The organism is Pantoea sp. AS142 (genome assembly GCF_037152305.1).
Lineage (GTDB): Bacteria > Pseudomonadota > Gammaproteobacteria > Enterobacterales > Enterobacteriaceae > Pantoea.
On record NZ_JBBCMO010000018.1, the window covers coordinates 13,291 to 31,505 of the forward strand.

Sequence of the window (18,215 nt, forward strand, 5' to 3'; positions counted from 1 at the left end):
ATTAATCGTCTTTGTTGCCGCCGAGACCGGCATTCAACAATTCAGCCAGGCTGGCTGAGGCTTCATCCGCAGTAACCTGCGGTGCAACCGGAACTTCACCTGCCGCTTTGCGGCGCATACGATCCTGATGGTAGGCGTAACCGGTACCGGCCGGGATCAGACGACCCACGATCACGTTCTCTTTCAGGCCGCGCAATTCGTCGCGTTTGCCTGCTACTGCCGCTTCGGTCAGAACACGCGTGGTCTCCTGGAACGATGCTGCAGAGATGAACGATTCGGTAGCCAGTGACGCTTTGGTAATACCCAGCAGGTCACGCATGAAGGTTGCGCCAACTTTTCCATTCGCTTCCAGATCACGGTTGGAGATCTTGATGCGAGAGAATTCAGCCTGCTCACCTTCCAGGAAGTCTGCACTTCCTGCGCTCACGATGGTTGCTTTACGCAGCATCTGACGAACGATGACTTCGATGTGCTTATCGTTAATCTTAACACCCTGCAGACGGTAAACTTCCTGCACTTCGTTAGTGATGTAACGGGTCACCGCATGCACGCCACGCAAGCGCAGGATGTCATGTGGAGACTCTGGGCCATCGGAAACCACGTCACCGCGCTCAACGCGTTCACCTTCAAACACGTTCAGCTGACGCCATTTCGGAATCATCTCTTCGTACGGATCGCTGCCATCTAGCGGAGTAATTACCAGACGACGCTTACCTTTGGTCTCTTTACCGAAGGAGATGATACCGCTGATCTCCGCCAGAATAGCTGGCTCTTTCGGACGACGCGCTTCGAACAGGTCAGCAACGCGTGGCAGACCACCGGTAATATCCTTGGTACCGCCAGATTCCTGCGGAACACGCGCCAGCGTGTCGCCTGCACTGATCTTAACACCATCTTCCAGCTGAACAATTGCTTTACCTGGCAGGAAATACTGAGCCGGCATATCGGTGCCCGGGATCAGAACGTCGTTGCCGTTAGCATCAATAATTTTCAGCGCAGGACGCAGATCTTTACCGCCCGCCGTACGTTCAGCACTGTCCAGAACCACCAGCGAAGAAAGACCGGTTAAGTCATCTGTCTGACGGGTAATGGTCTGGCCATCAACCATGTCCGTGAAGCGAATAAACCCGCCCACTTCGGTGATTACCGGCATGGTATGCGGATCCCAGTTTGCTACGGTTTCGCCCGCTGCAACCTGCTCACCATCACCTTTCGCCATGGTAGAACCATAAGGAACTTTATAGCTCTCTTTGGTACGACCAAATTCGTCGATCATTTTCAGTTCAACGTTACGCGAGGTGATCACCAGCTTGCCTGCCGAGTTCGTTACCGACTTAGCATTGGTCAGCTTGATGGTACCTTTGTTCTTAACCTGAATGCTGGATTCAGCAGCCGCACGTGATGCCGCACCACCGATGTGGAACGTACGCATCGTCAGCTGTGTACCTGGCTCACCGATGGACTGTGCCGCAATAACACCGATCGCTTCACCTTTGTTGATGATGTGACCACGTGCCAGGTCGCGACCGTAGCAGTGCGCACATACACCAAAGTCAGTTTCACAACCCACTACTGAACGAACTTTCAGGCTGTCGACTGAGTTCAGTTCCAGCACGTCACACCAGTGCTCATCGAGCAGCGTGTTGCGTGGAACCAGAATATCAGCAGTGCCAGGCTTCAGAACATCTTCAGCGGTAACACGACCCAGTACACGTTCACGCAGTGGCTCTTTAACGTCGCCACCTTCGATGACAGGTGTCATCATGATGCCTTCGTGTGTACCACAGTCATCTTCGGTAACAACCAGATCCTGTGCAACGTCAACCAGACGACGTGTCAGATAACCGGAGTTCGCTGTTTTCAGTGCGGTATCCGCCAGACCTTTACGAGCACCGTGGGTTGAGATGAAGTACTGGAGTACGTTCAACCCTTCACGGAAGTTCGCCGTGATGGGTGTTTCGATAATGGAGCCATCTGGCTTCGCCATCAAACCACGCATACCGGCCAGCTGACGAATCTGTGCTGCAGAACCACGCGCACCGGAGTCAGCCATCATAAAGATGCTGTTAAAGGAAACCTGCCGCTCTTCTACGCCGTCACGGTTAATCACAGTTTCGGTAGAGAGGTTTTCCATCATCGCCTTCGCAACACGTTCGTTAGCCGCTGCCCAGATATCGATGACTTTGTTGTAACGTTCGCCTGCGGTTACCAGACCAGACTGGAACTGCTCCTGAATCTCAGCCACTTCAGCTTCCGCTTCGGTGATGATTTCCACTTTCTTCTCTGGAATAACCATATCGTCGATACCGACTGACGCGCCTGAACGGGCGGCGTAAGCGAAACCGGTGTACATCGTCTGGTCAGCAAAGATAACGGTCGGCTTCAGGCCCAGAATGCGGTAACAGGTGTTCAGCATTTTGGAGATAGCTTTTTTGCCCAGCGCCTGGTTAACGATAGAGAAAGGCAGACCTTTCGGCACGATCATCCATAGGATGGCACGGCCAATCGTTGTGTCGATGATGCTGGTTTTAGCAACCCACTCATCCTGCTCGTTTTTCTCGTGTTCGGTAATACGCACCTTAACGCGAGCATGCAGAGAGGCAAGGCCAGCGCGATAAATACGCTCAGCTTCTTTCGGGCCGGTCAGCACCATGCCTTCGCCTTTGGCGTTAACACAGTCACGGGTCATGTAATACAGACCCAGTACAACGTCCTGAGAAGGAACGATGATTGGCTCGCCGTTCGCCGGTGACAGGATGTTGTTGGTCGACATCATCAACGCACGTGCTTCCAGCTGGGCTTCCAGCGTCAGCGGTACGTGAACAGCCATCTGGTCACCATCGAAGTCGGCGTTATAGGCCGCACAAACCAACGGGTGTAGCTGGATCGCTTTACCTTCAATCAGAACCGGTTCAAAGGCCTGAATACCCAGACGGTGCAGTGTAGGCGCACGGTTCAGCAGAACCGGGTGCTCACGGATCACTTCGTCAAGGATATCCCAGACAACCGCTTCTTCGCGCTCAACCATTTTCTTCGCGGCTTTGATGGTGGTGGCCAGGCCACGCAGTTCCAGCTTGCCGTAAATGAACGGTTTGAACAGTTCGAGTGCCATTTTCTTCGGCAGACCGCACTGATGCAGGCGCAGGTATGGACCAACGGTGATAACCGAACGACCTGAATAGTCGACACGTTTACCCAGCAGGTTCTGACGGAAACGACCCTGCTTACCTTTGATCATGTCAGCCAGCGATTTCAGCGGACGCTTGTTGGAACCGGTGATCGCACGACCGCGACGACCGTTGTCCAGCAGTGCATCGACCGCTTCCTGCAACATACGTTTTTCATTGCGCACGATGATATCTGGCGCAGCCAGATCCAGCAGACGCTTCAGACGGTTGTTACGGTTGATGACGCGACGATAGAGATCGTTCAGATCCGACGTTGCGAAACGTCCACCATCCAGCGGTACCAGAGGACGCAGATCCGGTGGCAGAACAGGCAGCACGGTCAGGATCATCCACTCTGGCTTGTTACCAGATTGTACGAACGCTTCCAGCAGCTTGATACGCTTGGTCAGTTTTTTACGTTTGGTCTCGGAGTTGGTTTCGTTCAGCTCTTCACGCAGCTGTTCGCACTCCTGCTCCAGATCCATGTTTTTCAACAGGGCCTGGATCGCTTCCGCGCCCATTTTGGCGTCGAACTCGTCACCGAACTCTTCCAGAGCGTCAAGGTACTGCTCTTCAGTCAGGATCTGACGCTTCTCGAGGTTGGTCATGCCACCTTCGATTACCACGTAAGATTCAAAGTAGAGCACGCGCTCGATATCACGCAGTGGCATATCCAGCAGTAAGCCAATACGCGATGGCAGTGACTTCAGGAACCAGATGTGCGCAGTCGGCGACGCCAGTTCGATGTGACCCATACGCTCACGGCGTACTTTAGTCTGGGTCACTTCAACGCCGCATTTCTCACAAATCACACCACGGTGTTTCAGGCGCTTGTACTTCCCGCACAGGCACTCATAGTCTTTTACCGGCCCGAAGATACGGGCACAGAACAGACCATCGCGCTCTGGCTTAAAAGTACGGTAGTTAATGGTTTCTGGCTTTTTCACTTCACCAAAAGACCAGGACCGGATCATATCTGGCGAAGCCAGCGCAATTTTGATCGCATCAAACTCTTCGGTCTTAGTTTGCGCTTTCAGAAACTTAAGTAAGTCTTTCACGGATTAGCTCCCGTCGGAGTGAGACTCAGGGGGCGTCCAACCGAAATTGAACGCCCCGTAACCAGTACAATTGCGAGCGCTTTAAACCCAGCGCTTTCAGGCAGCGGCGAACCGCAGCCTGAAATGGGGTTACTCGTCTTCCAGCTCGATGTTGATACCCAGCGAGCGAATCTCTTTCAACAGTACGTTGAAGGATTCCGGCATGCCCGGTTCCATCTGATGGTTACCGTCAACGATGTTTTTATACATCTTGGTACGGCCGTTGACGTCATCAGACTTAACGGTAAGCATTTCCTGCAGGGTATACGCGGCACCGTAAGCTTCCAGTGCCCATACTTCCATCTCACCAAAGCGCTGACCACCGAACTGCGCCTTACCACCCAGCGGCTGCTGAGTCACCAGGCTGTAGGAACCGGTAGAACGTGCATGCATCTTGTCATCAACCAGGTGGTTGAGTTTCAGCATGTACATGTAGCCAACGGTTACCTGACGTTCGAACTGCTCACCAGTACGGCCGTCAAACAGGGTAATCTGACCGGAAGAAGGCAAGCCGCCGAGCTGCAACAGCTCTTTGATTTCGCTCTCTTTCGCGCCATCAAACACCGGAGTGGCGATTGGCATACCTTTCTTCAGGTTCTCAGCCAGACGCAGTACTTCGTCGTCGGAGAAAGTGTTCAGGTCAACTTTCTGACGTAGATCGCTACCCAGGTCATAGGCGCGCTGGATAAATTCGCGCAGTTTCGCGACTTCTTCCTGCTTCTTGAGCATGGCGTTGATCTTCTCGCCGATGCCTTTCGCTGCCATACCCAGGTGGGTTTCCAGAATCTGACCGATGTTCATACGCGATGGTACGCCCAGCGGATTCAGAACGATGTCAACCGGCGTGCCGTTTTCATCGTAAGGCATATCTTCGATCGGGTTGATCTTGGAGATAACACCTTTGTTACCGTGACGGCCTGCCATTTTGTCACCCGGTTGAATCTGACGCTTAACAGCCAGATAAACCTTAACGATTTTCAGCACGCCCGGTGCCAGATCGTCGCCCTGGGTGATCTTACGACGCTTGCCTTCAAGTTTTTTCTCAAACTCGTGCTTCAGTTCGTCGTACTGCTCTGCCAGCTGCTCCAGCTGGTTTTGCTTAGCTTCGTCAGTCAGACCCAGTTCCAGCCAACGCTCGCGCGGCAGCTTGTCGAGTTTGTCTGCTTCAACGCCACCAGAAATCAATACGTTCTGGATACGGCCGAACAGGCCCGCTTCCAGAATCTGCAACTCTTCAGACAGGTCTTTCTTGGCCTGCTTCAGCTGCATCTCTTCGATTTCAAGCGCACGTTTGTCTTTTTCAACGCCATCGCGGGTAAAGACCTGAACGTCGATCACGGTGCCTGACACGCCATTCGGTACGCGCAGTGACGAATCTTTCACGTCAGAGGCTTTTTCGCCGAAGATAGCGCGCAGCAGTTTTTCTTCTGGCGTCAGCTGGGTTTCACCTTTCGGCGTCACCTTACCAACCAGAATGTCGCCACCGGTCACTTCAGCACCGATATAGACGATGCCTGACTCATCCAGTTTAGAGAGTGCAGCTTCACCCACGTTCGGGATATCAGCGGTAATCTCTTCTGGCCCCAGTTTGGTGTCACGCGACACGCATGCCAGTTCCTGAATGTGGATAGTCGTAAAGCGGTCTTCCTGAACCACACGCTCCGAGACCAGGATGGAGTCTTCGAAGTTGTAACCGTTCCACGGCATGAACGCCACACGCATGTTCTGGCCCAGTGCCAGTTCACCCAGATCGGTGGACGGGCCATCTGCCAGCACGTCGCCGCGCTCAACCGGCTCACCCAGAGAAACACATGGCATCTGGTTGATGCAGGTGTTCTGGTTAGAACGGGTATATTTGGTCAGGTTATAAATGTCGATACCGGCTTCGCCAGCATGCATTTCGTCTTCGTTAACTTTGATAACGATACGTGATGCGTCGACGTACTGTACGGTACCGCCACGTTTCGCCACGGCTGTTACACCGGAGTCAACGGCAACAGCACGTTCCATACCGGTACCCACCAGCGGCTTATCAGCGCGCAGAGTCGGAACGGCCTGACGTTGCATGTTCGCACCCATCAGGGCGCGGTTGGCGTCATCGTGTTCTAGGAACGGGATCAGGGATGCACCGACAGAAACCACCTGTTGGGTGGAAACGTCCATGTAGTCAACCTGATCGCGGCTGAACAGACTTGATTCGCCTTTGCTACGGCAGGTGACCAGGTCATCAACAAACGCACCGTTGTCATCCAGAGGGGCGTTCGCCTGAGCGATAACGTAGTTACCCTCTTCGATAGCAGAGAGGTAGTGAATCTCGTCAGAAACCAGACCGTCGATAACGCGGCGATAAGGCGTCTCAAGGAAACCGTACTCGTTAGTCTGTGCATAAACAGACAAGGAGTTGATCAGACCGATGTTCGGACCTTCAGGGGTTTCGATTGGGCAGACACGACCATAGTGCGTTGGATGTACGTCACGCACTTCAAAGCCGGCACGCTCACGCGTCAAACCACCCGGGCCAAGAGCAGAGATACGACGTTTGTGTGTAATCTCTGACAGCGGGTTGTTCTGATCCATAAACTGAGAAAGTTGGCTTGAGCCAAAGAACTCTTTCACCGCGGCCGAAATCGGCTTCGCGTTGATCATGTCCTGTGGCATCAGGGTATCAAGGTCGCCCAATGACAGACGCTCTTTAACCGCACGCTCAACACGGACCAGACCAACACGGAACTGGTTCTCAGCCATTTCGCCGACTGAACGAATACGACGGTTACCAAGGTGGTCGATATCGTCCACTTCGCCTTTACCGTTACGGATATCGATCAGCTTCTTCATCACTTCGATGATGTCATCTTTGCTCAGGATGCCTGAACCTTCGATTTCATCACGCAGCAATGAGCGGTTGAACTTCATACGGCCGACAGCAGAAAGATCGTAACGATCTTCAGAGAAGAATAGGTTCTCAAACAGATTCTCTGCTGCTTCACGTGTTGGCGGCTCACCAGGACGCATCATGCGGTAGATCTCAACCAGTGCGCTCAGGCGATCGCTGGTGGGGTCGACACGCAGGGTCTCGGACATATATGGACCATGGTCCAGATCGTTGGTGAACAGCGTTTCGATGCGTTTGTGACCGGACTGACTCAGTTTAGCCAGTAGATCCAGTGACAATTCCATGTTAGCTGCAATAATCAGCTCACCCGTGCTCTCATCGATGTAGTCTTTAGCGACCACTTTGCCCGCGATGTATTCAACCGGGACTTCGATGTGCTGAATGCCATCTTTTTCCAGCTGACGGATATGGCGCGCAGTAATACGGCGTGCTTTTTCGACGTAGACGGTGCCATTCGCTTCGATATCGAAGGTCGCAGTTTCACCGCGCAGGCGCTCAGGCACCAGCTCCATCTGCAGCTTGTTGTCACGAATTTCAAACACCACTTTCTCGAAGAAGATATCGAGGATCTGAGGTGTCGTGAACTGTAACGCGCGCAGGATGATAGTGGCCGGCAGCTTACGACGACGGTCAATACGGACAAACAGGTTATCTTTCGGGTCAAACTCAAAGTCGAGCCATGAACCGCGGTAAGGGATGATACGGGCGTTGTAGAGCACTTTACCCGATGAGTGGGTTTTACCCTTATCGCTATCAAAGAACACGCCAGGACTACGGTGCAGCTGAGAAACGATAACGCGCTCGGTACCATTGATAACAAAGGTTCCGTTGTCGGTCATGAGCGGAATCTCGCCCATGTAGACTTCTTGTTCTTTAATGTCTTTTACGGTGCCTTCTGGCGCTTCACGCTCATAGATCACCAGACGCAGTTTCACGCGCAGCGGAGCCGAATAGGTCACGCCACGGATCTGACACTCTTTCACGTCAAAGACAGGCTCACCCAGGCGATAGCTGACATACTGCAACTCAGAGTTGCCGCTGTAGCTCGCAATAGGGAATACAGAGCGGAAGGCAGCTTCCAGTCCGTACTGACCTTCTGGATCTTGCTCGATAAACTTCTGGAACGAGTCGAGCTGGATGGAAAGGAGATAAGGTATGTCCAGTACTTGCGGACGTTTACCAAAATCCTTACGAATACGTTTTTTCTCGGTATAGGAGTAAACCATAGGGTTCCTCAGCTAGCTGACAAGTCGACCCACGCTGTCCGTCCTGACAGGACAGTTCATGCAACACGATTTTGTTTGATTCACTGGCTGCGCGGCAGCAGTGCAATACCTCTTTCTATCACGCTTAAATCATTTCATCGCTTTTGAGAAGGCAGGGAACCCGCACAGGAAAGCGGTATATTAAGTCGTCGATAGAGAAAGATATTGAAGAGTAACAATGGACAAACAGTGTGAAACCCCATTGAGACCCTGTAGCGCAAAAAGGCTGGTGACCAAAAAGTCACCAGCCATCAGTCTGAAACTACTCAGACTGCAACCCAAAGGCTGTCTTACTTAACTTCAACTTCAGCGCCAGCTTCTTTCAGAGCAGCTTCAAGTGCAGCTGCGTCATCTTTGCTGATGCCTTCTTTGATTACGCCAGTTGCTTCAACCAGATCTTTGGCTTCTTTCAGGCCCAGACCAGTCGCAGTACGTACGGCTTTGATTACTGCTACTTTGTTCGCGCCAACAGCTTTCAGGATAACGTCGAATTCAGTTTTTTCTTCAACAGCTTCAGCCGGGCCCGCAGCAACAGCTACAGCAGCAGCAGCAGAAACGCCGAATTTTTCTTCCATAGCAGAAACCAGCTCAACTACTTCCATTACGGACATAGCTGCAACAGCTTCCAGAATTTGGTCTTTAGTAATAGACATGACAATTGTTCCTAAGAATCAGAAAGTTTATACGTTAGCAAGTACGAAGAAAAAGAATGTGGCCTTAAGCCGCTTCTTTTGCATCGCGTACAGCAGCCAGAGTGCGAACCAGTTTGCCAGCAGCGGCTTCTTTCATGGTCGACATCAGACGTGCCAGTGCTTCTTCGTAGGTCGGCAGCGTTGCCAGACGGTCAATATTAGCCGCCGTGATCAGCTCACCTTCAAAGGCTGCAGCTTTGACCTCAAATTTTGCATTCGCTTTCGCGAAATCTTTGAACAAACGAGCAGCAGCGCCCGGGTGTTCCATAGAATATGCAATCAGGGTCGGACCAACAAACGTGTCTTTCAGGCACTCAAACTGAGTACCTTCAACGACGCGGCGCAGCAGGGTGTTACGAACAACACGCATGTAAACGCCAGCTTCACGGCCTGCTTTACGCAGTTCGGTCATTTTATCAACGGTAACGCCACGGGAATCCGCAACAACCGCTGAAAGCGCACCTTTGGCTACTTCGCTGACTTCAGCAACAATCGCTTGTTTGTCTTGAAGATTTAATGCCATTAGCTTTTGCTCCTGGATTTGACCGGGAAAGGATTTCCCCGGAACTCACTTCACTTACTTGCCCAAGGCAAAATAAGTGCTCGAACACGGTGAGCAGAATCCAGCTAAGAAAAAATTCTTTTGGTTCTGTCACCGTCTACGCAGGGTATTAAGCGGAATATCCGGAGATAATCAGCGCCTGCGGTCTTGGACGGAGGCCAGGATAAGGCCTGGCTCCAACCTAAATTCTGTGCGACGCAGCAGAGTCAGAGAGAAAGGCGATAAACGCATCAGTCGGTTCCGGCTCTTTGACGTCCTGTTCTGTAAATAACAGAACAACGGGCGTAAGATTCTAGGTGAATTTTTCGCCCGTTTCAAGCAGCAATTAGTTTGCTGTTGCGTTCAGACCAGCCTGGTCAACGGCAACGCCGGCGCCCATGGTGGTTGAAAGGCTGACTTTCTTGATGTACACGCCTTTCGCCTGAGAGGGTTTTGCTTTTTTCAGCGCAACCAGCAGAGATTCCAGGTTTTCTTTCAGTTTGTCAGCGTCAAAATCCACTTTACCAATAGTAGTGTGGATAATGCCGTTTTTGTCGTTACGGTAACGAACCTGACCCGCTTTAGCGTTCTTAACCGCTTCAGCAACGTTAGGGGTTACAGTACCCACTTTTGGGTTTGGCATCAGACCACGTGGGCCCAGAATCTGGCCCAGCTGGCCAACAACGCGCATTGCATCCGGAGAAGCAATAACAACGTCAAAATTCATTTCGCCTTTCTTGATCTGATCAGCCAGATCTTCCATGCCTACCAGCTCAGCGCCTGCTGCTTTAGCAGCTTCAGCGTTGGCGCCTTGGGCGAAGACAGCAACACGTACTGAACGACCAGTACCGTGTGGCAGAACGGTCGCGCCGCGAACGTTCTGATCAGATTTACGTGCATCAATGCCGAGGTTAACAGCAACGTCAACGCTTTCGACGAACTTGGCAGTAGCCAGTTCTTTCAGCAGAGCAACAGCTTCAGCAATGTCATACTGCTTAGTCGCGTCTACTTTGTCGCGAATTACGGTCATGCGCTTGGTCAGCTTAGCCATTTCTTAGTCCTCTACTACCAGGCCCATGGAACGAGCAGTACCTTCGATTGAGCGAGTCATCGCTTCAACGTCAGAACCAGTCATGTCCGCAGCTTTGGTTTCTGCGATTTCACGTACCTGAGCACGAGTCACTTTACCGACTTTATCTTTGTTCGGCTTACCAGAACCAGACTTGATGCCCGCTGCTTTTTTCAGCAGTACGGCAGCCGGAGGCGTTTTGGTAATAAAGGTAAAAGAACGGTCGCTGTATACGGTGATAACAACAGGAGTCGGCAGACCTTTTTCAAGAGATTCGGTCTTAGCGTTGAACGCTTTACAGAATTCCATGATGTTAACGCCCTGCTGACCCAGTGCTGGGCCAACCGGTGGACTTGGGTTCGCCATACCAGCTGCAACCTGCAGCTTGACATAGGCTTGGACTTTCTTAGCCATGATATTTCCTCTATTGGGTTATAGCGCCTGTAAAGGCTCCCCGTGATAACAATTTATACGCTGTTGCCAGCATATAAAAACAAAAGGCGCGAAATTATAGTTAAGTTTCGCGCCTGCTGCAACAGCTAATTTGTGAGCGGAAAGAGGTTAACCTTTCTCCACCTGACCGAAGTCGAGTTCAACCGGTGTTGCACGTCCAAAGATGGAAACGGATACCGTCAGGCGGCTCTTCTCGTAATCCACATCTTCAACCACACCGTTAAAGTCAGCAAAAGGACCGTCATTGACGCGAACCATTTCACCTGGTTCAAACAGCGTTTTCGGCCGAGGCTTGTCGCCCACCTGCTGCAGACGGTTCATGATCGCATCAACTTCTTTATCGCTGATAGGTGCCGGACGGTCAGATGTACCACCGATGAAACCCATCACGCGTGGGACGCTGCGTACCAGATGCCAGCTGGCGTCATTCATCACCATCTGAACCAGTACATATCCCGGGAAAAACTTGCGCTCGCTTTTACGACGCTGACCACCACGAATTTCAACGACTTCTTCAGTCGGAACCATGACGTCGCCAAACAGCTCTTCCATGTTGTGCAATTTGATATGCTCGCGCAGCGATTGTGCTACGCGGCCTTCAAAACCGGAAAACGCCTGTACGACGTACCAGCGTTTCTTTGGAGCTTCAGACATCTCAGAACCTCAGGCCAGTGATAAACGATACCAGACGGACCAGAATACCATCCAGCCCCCACAAAATCAGTGACATCACGGCAGTAACCGCGGCAACGATTAACGTGGTGTGCAGCGTTTCCTGGCGGGTTGGCCAGATAACCTTACGCATTTCTGTTCTTGCTTCACGAGCAAAAGCCACGGTCGCTTTGCCTTTGGTCGTTAAAAGCGCAATGCCGCCAGCCGCTGCAATCAGTACAACTACGGCTAAAGCACGCAGTGGCAGTGACACATCACGATAGAGGTAGTTACCTACAATCGCTGCAAGCAGCAGTAATACGACTACTACCCACTTTACCGCTTCCAGGCCACGCCCGCTCCCTTGAGCTTCGGTATTCGCACTCATAAACCAACCTGCCACAATAATTCAGAAACTATTCTGCCCCGCAGTGCGAGGCGTCCAAACCGAATGAGCTTTTGGGGCGTAACTCGGTATCCAACGCCGCATAACAGAGCCTGTCTCAGCAATGATTATGATTCAAAAAATCACTGATGAGCCAGGTTCTATGAAACAGCGTGCAAAAAGGGCATCAAATGATGCCCTTTCCGTGTGCATTGCGTCAAACGTTATCGGTAATTATGCGATAACTTTAGCAACAACACCCGCGCCAACGGTACGGCCACCTTCGCGGATTGCGAAACGCAGACCTTCGTCCATTGCGATTGGGTGAATCAGGGTAACAACCATTTTGATGTTGTCGCCTGGCATGACCATTTCAACGCCTTCTGGCAGCTCGACTGAGCCGGTTACGTCAGTTGTACGGAAATAGAACTGTGGACGATAGCCTTTGAAGAACGGAGTATGGCGACCACCTTCGTCTTTAGACAGAACGTAAACTTCTGACTCAAACTGGGTGTGTGGCTTGATTGAGCCTGGCTTAGCCAGAACCTGGCCACGCTGGATGTCTTCACGCTTGATACCGCGCAGCAGAACACCACAGTTTTCGCCTGCCTGACCCTGGTCCAGCAGCTTACGGAACATCTCAACACCGGTACAGGTTGATTTCGCAGTATCTTTGATACCCACGATTTCAACTTCGTCGCCGACTTTAACGATGCCGCGCTCAACACGACCGGTAACAACAGTACCACGGCCAGAGATTGAGAATACGTCTTCGATTGGCAGCAGGAACGGCATGTCGATCGCACGGACTGGATCCGGAATGTAGTTGTCCAGGTGTTCAGCCAGTTCGATGATTTTCGCTTCCCACTCAGGAGCGCCTTCCAGCGCTTTCAGGGCAGAACCACGAACGATTGGGGTATCGTCACCTGGGAAGTCGTACTGTGACAGCAGGTCACGCACTTCCATCTCTACCAGCTCCAGCAGTTCTTCATCATCAACCATGTCACACTTGTTCAGGAACACGATGATGTAAGGAACGCCAACCTGACGACCCAGCAGGATGTGCTCACGGGTCTGTGGCATCGGGCCATCAGTCGCTGCAACAACCAGGATCGCGCCATCCATCTGCGCAGCACCGGTGATCATGTTTTTCACATAGTCGGCGTGGCCTGGGCAGTCAACGTGAGCATAGTGACGTGCAGCCGTCTCATACTCAACGTGTGCGGTGTTGATGGTGATACCGCGGGCTTTTTCTTCAGGGGTACTGTCGATCTGATCGAATGCACGAGCCTGGCCGCCGTTGGTTTTAGCCAGTACGGTAGTGATAGCTGCAGTCAGGGTGGTTTTACCGTGGTCAACGTGACCGATGGTGCCCACGTTTACGTGCAGTTTGTTACGTTGAAATTGCTCTTTAGCCATCGTTAGTCCCTCTAAGACACGGATATATCAATGATATCATCACATTAACCAGGCAATGCCTGACTGCAAGGAAGTTACAGAGAAAATCAGGAGGGAGATTAAAGGAAGTGGTGCTGATACCCAGAGTCGAACTGGGGACCTCACCCTTACCAAGGGTGCGCTCTACCAACTGAGCCATATCAGCACATCTGGAGCGGGCAGCGGGAATCGAACCCGCATCATCAGCTTGGAAGGCTGAGGTAATAGCCATTATACGATGCCCGCATCCTGGAACTCGGCTACCTGTTCTTTCTGTAGCTTGCAGATAACAGAGAATGTTTCTCTCTTATCTACTGCCTGTCGGCGGAGCTGACAGACGTTGACTTCGCTAACGCTCAGTCTGAATTCAGGGTGATAAGTGACTCACCTGACAGATAAACAGGCTGTTTATCTGTGCTCAACCGCAAGGTTGAGATGGTGGTGGGAGAAGGATTCGAACCTTCGAAGTCTGTGACGGCAGATTTACAGTCTGCTCCCTTTGGCCGCTCGGGAATCCCACCTACTTGATGGTGCCGGCTACCGGAATCGAACTGGTGACCTACTGATTACAAGTCAGTTGCTCTACCAACTGAGCTAAGCCGGCATCAAGTGGAGCGCATTCTAGGAAGGTCGGGCTTTGGATGCAACTAAAAAATCGCTTATTTTTTTCTATTGCTTACTATTTGTGCAAATAATCGCATTTTAGCGTTTTTATGCAGATTATTTGTGCAATCTGGCCCTGTTTTCATAGCATCAACCTGACCGCGATATTGCCTCTTGCCTCTCTATGCATCTCTTTTCCGCGGGTAAATGCGCCGCAAACCACATTTTTTCGCAACTCTGTATAAAATGACGCTTTTTGACTCTGCCTGTGCCTTTTTTATCATGCGCAGGCGCTCTTTGATAAAAAGCGGATCCGTTTTTTTCATGCGTATCCCTCATGTCGCTACGACCATTACCAGGCATAGAACGGTTCCAAATGTCTCTATGCAGTTAGTTCCTTTTCAGCAGTAATCGCATGACACATTGAACCTTTACCCCAGGAGCCTATCTATAAGCTCGTATAAGTGGCGTCATGTCATTCAAAGGCTGTATGAGATTAAAAATCACATATCAGGTGTGATGACCCGCAATATCATAAAGACCGATAAAGTAGCAAAAGTTGAAGGGATTGCGACGTTTTGTGGGTATGCCTACGAAAGCGAGGTGACGTTTATCTTTTTACTTCTGTTAAAAGCCATACTGGTGATACCCTCCAGCCCATTATTCTCACTGATAAACCAGCGATTCGTGATTCAATTCATCTGTGCTGTCCTGCTTATCGGATAACACCCGGTTGATAGTCATGAATTTGCGGTCAGATACATGCTTATGGATAAAACAACCCCCCTGACAACACCTTATTTAGAGTTCACTCGTGAGCAGTGGGCTGCATTACGTGATTCCGTTCCTATGACGCTGTCAGAGGAGGAGATCGCGCAGCTGGAGGGCATCAACGAGGATCTCTCGCTGGATGAAGTAGCAGAAATTTATCTGCCACTTTCGCGTCTGCTTAATTTCTATATAAGCTCTAACGTTCGTCGGCAGGCTGTACTGGAGCAATTTCTGGGCACCAATGGCCAGAAAATTCCCTATATCATCAGTATTGCAGGTAGCGTAGCCGTCGGTAAAAGCACGACCGCCCGTGTCTTGCAGGCTTTGCTCAGCCGCTGGCCTGAACATCGTAAAGTAGAATTGATCACCACGGATGGCTTCCTTCATCCTAATGCTGTGCTAAAAGAGCGTGGTTTAATGAAGAAAAAAGGATTCCCGCAATCCTATGATATGCACAGGCTGGTCAATTTTGTCTCCGATTTAAAGTCTGGCGCCAGTCAGGTGACAGCACCGATCTATTCCCATCTTATTTATGATGTCATCCCTGATGGCGACAAAGTGATACAGCAGCCTGATATTGTTATCCTGGAAGGTCTGAATGTTTTACAGAGTGGGATGGACTATCCCCACGACCCACACCATGTCTTTGTTTCAGACTTCGTTGATTTTTCTATCTATGTTGATGCAGAGGAAGATCTGCTGCAAAGCTGGTATATCAATCGATTCCTGAAATTCCGCCAGGGTGCATTTACCAATCCGGACTCCTACTTTCATCATTATGCCAAGCTTTCAGAGGCAGAAGCGATTGAAATAGCAGGTAATTTATGGAAAGAGATTAACTGGCTTAATCTGCAGGAAAATATCCTGCCGACGCGTGAAAGGGCCAGCCTGATTATGACCAAAAGTGGCGATCATGCGGTCGATAAGGTTCGCTTGCGTAAATAACAGTTGTGACAAAAAAGCCTGCACCAATGCAGGCTTTTTCAATCAGAGAGGACGCAGTGATATTTCACCGCCCACCCAGGCTTTAATTTCTCCATCCTGTTCTAGTAACAGCCCACCCTGGCTGTCAACGCCCCGCGCAATACCATGTACTTCACGTTCCCCGATGAGCAATTTAACCGGCCGGTTAATAAAATTATCCAGCGCAGCCCAGCGCGTGATAAAGGGGGTTAACCCCTCCTGCTCGAAGAGCGGCAGAGCCTCGCGCAGACTGTTAATCAGACGGGCCGCCAACTCATTACGGTTAACTGTTACCCCGGCCTCTTGCAGGTTAATCCAGCCCTGATTAATCTGAGATGCATCTGCTGTCCGCATGGCCAGGTTAATCCCGGCACCAATAACAATCTGTGCAGCATCACCGGTTTTCCCTGTCAGTTCGACCAAAATACCTGCCAGTTTACGATCGTTAAGGTAAATATCATTAGGCCATTTTACACGGACATCATCGGCCCCTAATGAACGCAATGTCTCAGCCATGATAATGCCAATGACCAGACTAAGGCCCATAGCTGCTGCCGGACCCTGCTCAAGACGCCAGTACATCGACATGTAAAGGTTAGCGCCAAAGGGAGAAAACCACTGACGGCCACGACGACCACGACCCGCCTGCTGATACTCAGCGACACAGGCGGCACCAGACTGCATGCCATGCATCCGATCCAGCAGATACTGATTTGTGGAATCAATGACAGGGATAACTGAGACATTACCCTGCTTAACCTGTGAAAGAATCATTTGCTCATCCAGCAGCTGCATTGGGGCAGACAGACTGTAGCCCTTCCCTGTCACGGTATAGACGTCAAGTCCCCAGATTTTTAACGTCTGGATGTGCTTGTTTATGGCTGCCCGACTCATGCCGAGTGTTTCGCCCAGTTGCTCGCCAGAATGAAACTCACCATCAGATAAAATATCGACCAGTTTTAATGGGACATTGTGATCTTTCATGCGATTACCCCAACAGCATTGCATTCGCCCTTCGCCTGGATAAAGCGCACTTCGGGCTCAAGCCAGACATCAAATTTTTCACCAACCCGGGCGCGCACGGTTTTTGCCAGCGCAACGATATCGTCAGGTGTAGCATTGTCAGCGTTGATCAGCACCAGTGCCTGTTGCTGGTGAACTGCAGCCCCCCCTATGCGATAACCTTTTAGCTGACACTGATCGATAAGCCATCCTGCTGCAAGCTTGGTCTCACCATTCGGCATCAGATAGTGTGGCATGGCAGGAAAATGAGTCAGCAGTGAGCTGCACTGTGCCTCGGTGACGACCGGATTTTTAAAAAAGCTGCCTACATTACCGGTGACTTTCGGATCGGGTAATTTGCTCTGCCGCATCTGGCATACCGCGTGATAGACATCCCAGGCGCTGGCCGTCATCGGATCGAGTGTTTTTAGATCGCCATAGGTTAATACCGGCAGCCATTGCTTAGGCAATGTTATCCCAACCGCGACGATGACATAGCCTGACTGATAGTGATGTTTAAAGATGCTGTCACGATAGCCAAACTCACAGGTTTCACGATCGAGACGTTCTGTCTTACCACTGTGCAGATTAAGTACATCCACGTATTCGCAGACGTCTTTTAATTCCACACCATAAGCGCCTATGTTCTGAATCGGTGCCGAGCCTGTCATGCCGGGGATCAACGCCAGATTTTCCAGACCAGTGATCCCTTTTTCCAGCGTACTTTTAACAAGCTGATGCCAGTTCTCACCTGCCCCGACGTGCAATTTCCAGCACTCATATTCATCCTGAATGTTGATGCCTTTGATGCGGTTCAACACCACTGTTCCGGCAAAATCTTCCAGGAATAGAACATTGCTTCCTTCACCGAGCACAATGAAAGGCGTGTGATCACGCTGGCTCGCCTGCCATGCGGCCAGAATGGCGACTGGCGTCTCTGCGACGATGCGTTTTTGTGTGTGTACTTCAAGCCCAAGCGTATTGTCGGCTTTTAAGGAGGGATACTGGCTGGACATTTGGCGGCCTTTACTGAGTTATCTGGCCGTAGTTTACCGTATCAGAGAGGGGTTCTCAGGCTGTTTTCGGCGGTTGTAATCAGGTTTTTTCATGGTTTGCAGACGTAAAAAAGCCCCGCACGGCAGTGCGGGGCTTCTTCACTTATTTAATGCCTGGCAGTTCCCTACTCTCGCATGGGGAGACCCCACACTACCATCGGCGCTACGGCG

At 51.2% G+C, this 18,215-nt stretch carries 12 protein-coding genes and 4 tRNA genes; 1 reads left to right on the forward strand and 15 read right to left on the reverse strand.

What is annotated here, in order from left to right:
- Position 1 precedes the first annotated feature (1 nt).
- The 13 genes from rpoC to WFO64_RS21955 all read right to left on the reverse strand — a co-directional run bounded on the left by rpoC (position 2) and on the right by WFO64_RS21955 (position 14,254).
- Complete coding sequence (gene rpoC, locus WFO64_RS21895; RefSeq protein ID WP_337014290.1) at positions 2-4,225, reverse strand: DNA-directed RNA polymerase subunit beta'; 4,224 nt, start codon at positions 4,223-4,225, stop codon at positions 2-4.
- 129 nt (positions 4,226-4,354) lie between these two features.
- Entirely contained in the window at positions 4,355-8,383 is a 4,029-nt protein-coding gene (rpoB, locus tag WFO64_RS21900) for a DNA-directed RNA polymerase subunit beta (RefSeq protein WP_337014292.1), read from the reverse strand.
- Positions 8,384-8,712: 329 nt separating this feature from the next.
- Positions 8,713-9,075 (reverse strand): 50S ribosomal protein L7/L12, encoded by a 363-nt coding sequence (gene rplL, locus WFO64_RS21905; protein WP_006121499.1) that lies wholly within the window; start codon positions 9,073-9,075, stop codon positions 8,713-8,715.
- Between the two features lie 64 nt (positions 9,076-9,139).
- Positions 9,140-9,637: a 50S ribosomal protein L10 gene (rplJ, locus tag WFO64_RS21910; protein WP_003848098.1), complete on the reverse strand. Its 498-nt coding sequence runs from the start codon at positions 9,635-9,637 to the stop codon at positions 9,140-9,142.
- 364 nt (positions 9,638-10,001) lie between these two features.
- On the reverse strand, positions 10,002-10,706 hold the full coding sequence (rplA, locus tag WFO64_RS21915) for a 50S ribosomal protein L1 (protein ID WP_010261038.1): 705 nt from the start codon (positions 10,704-10,706) through the stop codon (positions 10,002-10,004).
- Between the two features lie 3 nt (positions 10,707-10,709).
- Positions 10,710-11,138, reverse strand: a complete 429-nt coding sequence (gene rplK / locus WFO64_RS21920) for a 50S ribosomal protein L11 (RefSeq protein WP_006121495.1) — start codon at positions 11,136-11,138, stop codon at positions 10,710-10,712.
- Between the two features lie 147 nt (positions 11,139-11,285).
- Complete coding sequence (gene nusG, locus WFO64_RS21925; protein ID WP_003848088.1) at positions 11,286-11,831, reverse strand: transcription termination/antitermination protein NusG; 546 nt, start codon at positions 11,829-11,831, stop codon at positions 11,286-11,288.
- A gap of 1 nt (position 11,832) precedes the next feature.
- Positions 11,833-12,216 carry a preprotein translocase subunit SecE gene (secE, locus tag WFO64_RS21930; RefSeq protein ID WP_008927141.1) on the reverse strand — a complete coding sequence of 128 codons (384 nt, stop codon included), beginning with the start codon at positions 12,214-12,216 and terminating at the stop codon, positions 11,833-11,835.
- Positions 12,217-12,447: 231 nt separating this feature from the next.
- Positions 12,448-13,632, reverse strand: coding sequence for an elongation factor Tu (gene tuf, locus WFO64_RS21935; RefSeq protein WP_337014294.1), 1,185 nt, complete (start codon positions 13,630-13,632; stop codon positions 12,448-12,450).
- A 108-nt stretch (positions 13,633-13,740) separates the two neighbouring features.
- Positions 13,741-13,816, reverse strand: a tRNA-Thr gene (locus WFO64_RS21940).
- Positions 13,817-13,821: 5 nt separating this feature from the next.
- Positions 13,822-13,896: transfer RNA gene (locus WFO64_RS21945), tRNA-Gly, on the reverse strand.
- A gap of 190 nt (positions 13,897-14,086) precedes the next feature.
- Positions 14,087-14,171, reverse strand: a tRNA-Tyr gene (locus WFO64_RS21950).
- A 7-nt stretch (positions 14,172-14,178) separates the two neighbouring features.
- Positions 14,179-14,254: transfer RNA gene (locus WFO64_RS21955), tRNA-Thr, on the reverse strand.
- A gap of 767 nt (positions 14,255-15,021) precedes the next feature.
- Between WFO64_RS21955 and coaA the strand changes: the two genes are divergently transcribed.
- Positions 15,022-15,969, forward strand: a complete 948-nt coding sequence (gene coaA, locus WFO64_RS21960) for a type I pantothenate kinase (RefSeq protein ID WP_337014296.1) — start codon at positions 15,022-15,024, stop codon at positions 15,967-15,969.
- 42 nt (positions 15,970-16,011) lie between these two features.
- On the opposite strand, the gene birA is transcribed toward coaA, so the two are convergent.
- Both birA and murB read right to left on the reverse strand, forming a co-directional pair.
- On the reverse strand, positions 16,012-16,971 hold the full coding sequence (gene birA, locus WFO64_RS21965; protein ID WP_337014298.1) for a bifunctional biotin--[acetyl-CoA-carboxylase] ligase/biotin operon repressor BirA: 960 nt from the start codon (positions 16,969-16,971) through the stop codon (positions 16,012-16,014).
- Entirely contained in the window at positions 16,968-18,005 is a 1,038-nt protein-coding gene (gene murB / locus WFO64_RS21970; protein ID WP_337014300.1) for a UDP-N-acetylmuramate dehydrogenase, read from the reverse strand. The genes birA and murB overlap by 4 nt, the downstream gene beginning before the upstream one ends.
- Positions 18,006-18,215: the final 210 nt, after the last annotated feature.

Coding starts and splice junctions, on each gene's coding strand:
- rpoB (WP_337014292.1), bottom strand. CDS start 8,383: ATGGTTTACTCCTATACCGAGAAAAAACGTATTCGTAAGGATTTTGGT.
- rplL (WP_006121499.1), bottom strand. CDS start 9,075: ATGTCTATTACTAAAGACCAAATTCTGGAAGCTGTTGCAGCTATGTCC.
- rplJ (WP_003848098.1), bottom strand. CDS start 9,637: ATGGCATTAAATCTTCAAGACAAACAAGCGATTGTTGCTGAAGTCAGC.
- rplA (WP_010261038.1), bottom strand. CDS start 10,706: ATGGCTAAGCTGACCAAGCGCATGACCGTAATTCGCGACAAAGTAGAC.
- rplK (WP_006121495.1), bottom strand. CDS start 11,138: ATGGCTAAGAAAGTCCAAGCCTATGTCAAGCTGCAGGTTGCAGCTGGT.
- nusG (WP_003848088.1), bottom strand. CDS start 11,831: ATGTCTGAAGCTCCAAAGAAACGCTGGTACGTCGTACAGGCGTTTTCC.
- secE (WP_008927141.1), bottom strand. CDS start 12,216: ATGAGTGCGAATACCGAAGCTCAAGGGAGCGGGCGTGGCCTGGAAGCG.
- tuf (WP_337014294.1), bottom strand. CDS start 13,632: ATGGCTAAAGAGCAATTTCAACGTAACAAACTGCACGTAAACGTGGGC.
- coaA (WP_337014296.1), top strand. CDS start 15,022: ATGGATAAAACAACCCCCCTGACAACACCTTATTTAGAGTTCACTCGT.
- birA (WP_337014298.1), bottom strand. CDS start 16,971: ATGAAAGATCACAATGTCCCATTAAAACTGGTCGATATTTTATCTGAT.
- murB (WP_337014300.1), bottom strand. CDS start 18,005: ATGTCCAGCCAGTATCCCTCCTTAAAAGCCGACAATACGCTTGGGCTT.